Annotated in this window: 3 protein-coding genes; 2 read left to right on the top strand and 1 reads right to left on the bottom strand. The window is 73.4% G+C overall.

Features of this window, described 5'->3' with window-relative positions:
- Positions 1-369: TetR/AcrR family transcriptional regulator (locus CA983_RS42140; protein ID WP_143645765.1), on the bottom strand; the 369-nt coding region annotated here is incomplete at its 3' end.
- 73 nt (positions 370-442) lie between these two features.
- Here CA983_RS42140 and CA983_RS42145 point away from each other — a divergent pair.
- Together CA983_RS42145 and CA983_RS42150 are read left to right on the top strand one after the other, a co-directional pair.
- Complete coding sequence (locus CA983_RS42145) at positions 443-1,390, top strand: DMT family transporter (RefSeq protein ID WP_244207331.1); 948 nt, start codon at positions 443-445, stop codon at positions 1,388-1,390.
- 157 nt (positions 1,391-1,547) lie between these two features.
- Positions 1,548-2,720, top strand: coding sequence for a Cmx/CmrA family chloramphenicol efflux MFS transporter (locus CA983_RS42150; RefSeq protein ID WP_086605919.1), 1,173 nt, complete (start codon positions 1,548-1,550; stop codon positions 2,718-2,720).
- The last annotated feature ends 301 nt before the right edge of the window (positions 2,721-3,021 follow it).

Below are 3,021 nucleotides of genomic sequence, written 5' to 3' on the forward strand. Positions count from 1 at the left end.
GTCGCTGATCTCCGCGTGGGCGTTGACCATGCTGCACCCCTTGGGGCTGAGCTCCGCCGCCCAGGCGCGCGTGGCGTCGAAGACCGCCAGGACGCGCTCCCCCGGCTCCGGCCCGGCCGCGTCGAGGCGTTCGGCGAGGAAGGCCCGCCAGCGCTCGTCGCGGTCCGCGAGGTACTCCACGACGATCTGCTCCTTGGAGCCGAACCGGTCGTAGAGGGTCTTCTTCGTCACCCCGGCCTCGGCGGCGATGAGGTCGACTCCGACGGCGTGGATGCCGCGCTCGTAGAACAGCCGGGCGGCCGCTTCCAGGACGCGACGGGCGGCGGGCGTCATCGTGATCCGGCGCGGGCTGTCGGCAGTGGTACCCATGACACCCGAGTATACCGATCTGTATAGTGGGCGGGGAACGGGTATACCGATCTGTCTACTGGTTGTGGTGTCCGTGAACATCCTGCTCTCCGCCGCCTTCGTCCTCTGCTGGAGCTCCGGGTTCATCGGGGCCAAGCTCGGCGCGGGCAACGCGTCCGCGATCACGGTCCTGATGTGGCGGTTCCTGCCGCTGGCCGTCGTCCTCGTCGCCGTCGCCGTCGTCATGCGCACGGCCTGGCGAGGGCTCACCGCCCGGGACGTCACCCGGCAGGCCGTCATTGGCGTGCTGTCGCAAAGCGGCTATCTGCTCAGCGTCTACTACGCCATCCAGCTCGGTGTCTCCAGCGGCACGACGGCCCTGATCGACGGCGTCCAGCCCCTCGTCGCCGGGGCCCTCGCGGGGCCGCTGCTGGGGCAGTACGTCTCGGGCCGGCAGTGGATCGGCCTCGGTCTGGGGCTGAGCGGCGTCGCCGTGGTCACCCTGGCCGACGCCGCGGCCGGGACCGGCGTGGCCTGGTGGGCGTACGCCATACCGCTGCTCGGCATGCTGTCCCTGGTTGCGGCCACGTTCCTGGAGAGCCGGTCCCGCTCGCGGGTCGCTCCCTCGGTGTCGCTGACCGTCCACTGCGCCACCAGCGCCGTCCTCTTCTCCGCGCTGGCCCTGAGCGTTGGAGCCGCCGCGCCGCCCGCCGAGGGCGGGTTCTGGGTGGCCGTCGCGTGGCTCGTGGGTCTGTCCACGTTCGGCGGGTACGGGCTGTACTGGCTCATCCTGAAGCGCTCCGGAGTGACGAAGGTGAACACGCTGATGTTCCTCATGGCCCCGGTCACGGCCGTCTGGGGCGCGATGGTGTTCGGTGAGCCGTTCGGCGTGCAGACCGCTCTCGGCCTGGCCGTCTGCCTGGTGGCCGTGGTCGTCGTCCATCGCGGTGGCGGCCGGAAGGACCGGAAGGACACGGCTGTGACCGCCGCGCGGGGCGAGCCGGAGGAAAACCGGTGGCCCCGGGCCGCCGGGCCCGCCTAACCTCTCCCGCATGTCCAGCCCCGAGGCGTCCAGAGTGCGGCCACCGGCTCTCCGGTGGCTGCTCGTGATGCCGGGCCGCTGAAGCCCGTTCGCTCCGCTGCCGGAAGCCGTCCGACCTGTCGTGTCCGACGTCTGCTTCAGGGTGCGGAGTTTCTTCTTGCCGTTCGCTCTTCTTCTGCTGGGCCTTGCCGTGTTCGCGCAGGGAACGTCCGAGTTCATGCTGTCCGGCCTGGTGCCGGGCATCGCGCGGGATCTGGGGGTGTCCGTTCCCGCGGCGGGGGCGCTGACCTCCGCCTTCGCGGTGGGGATGGTCGTAGGAGCACCGCTGGTGGCGGGGCTCGCACGGCGGTGGCCGCGGCGGGGTGCGCTGCTGGCGTTCCTCGTCGTGTTTCTCGCCGTCCATGTCGTCGGTGCTCTCACCGGCAGTTTCGAGGTACTGCTCGCCACCCGGGTCGTGGGGGCGCTCGCCAACGCCGGGTTCCTCGCCGTCGCCCTCGTGGCCGCCGTGGACATGGTCCCGGCGGACGCGAAGGGGCGGGCGACGTCCATGCTGCTGGGCGGCGTGACGCTGGCGTGCGTGGCCGGGGTGCCCGCCGGGGCCGTGCTGGGCGGGCTGTGGGGCTGGCGGGCGGCGTTCTGGGCCGTGGCGCTGGTGTCGCTGCCCGCACTGGTGGCGGTGGCGAGGTCGGTGCCGGGCGGTGCGGCCGGGGGTGCGCYGCCCGCGCTGCGCGGTGAACTCCGGTCGCTGCGCAGTCCTCGGCCGGTCGTCACGCTGCTGCTGGGCACCCTCGTGAACGGCGCGACGTTCTGCACCTTCACCTATCTCGCGCCGCTGGTCACCGAGGTGACGGGGCTGGGCAGCGCCTGGATTCCCGGTGTGCTCGCGCTGTTCGGGGCCGGGTCGTTCGCGGGGGTGACCGCCGCGGGGCGGTTCGCCGACCGGCGCCCCGTGCCGGTCCTGGCCGGTGGAGGCGTCGCCGTGTGCCTGGGCTGGTGCCTCCTGGCGCTCGGGGCCGGGCACCCGGTCCTGGCACTCGGGCTCGTCTTCGTCCAGGGAGCGCTGTCCTTCGGCGTCGGCTCCACGCTCATCTCCCAGGTCCTGTACGCGGCACCGGGCGCGCCCACGCTGGCCGGGGGTTTCGCCACAGCCGCGTTCAACGTGGGTGCCGCGCTGGGCCCTTGGGCCGGTGGCCTGGTGATCGGCGCCGGGTTCGGATACCGGTCGCCGGTGTGGGTCAGCACGGGGCTGGTCGCGCTGGCGGGCGTGGTGGCCGGGGTCGTGTGGCGGCAGCGGGAGCGGGTGCTGGGCGGGGACGTCGCTGAGCGTTGACCGTGGTTCGGGGTGCCGGGCCGGGACGTCGCTGAGCGTTGACCGTGGTTCGGGGCGCCGGGCCGGGACGTCGCTGAGCGCCGACCCTGGTTCGGGGCGCCGGGCCGGGACGTCGCTGACCGCCGACCCTGGTTCGGGGTGCCGGGCCGGGACGTCGCTGAGCGCTGACCTTGGTTCGGGGTGCCGGGCCGGAAGCGGCCGGGCGCCGACCTGTCGTCGAGGTGCTGGGCCGGAAGTGGCCGGGCGCCGACCTCCGGCACGGATGCCGGGGACTGCGCCTCTCCCGTCAGAACCCGCCCCC

The organism is Streptomyces swartbergensis (assembly GCF_002148965.1).
In the GTDB taxonomy this organism is placed as follows: Bacteria; Actinomycetota; Actinomycetes; order Streptomycetales; family Streptomycetaceae; genus Streptomyces; species Streptomyces swartbergensis.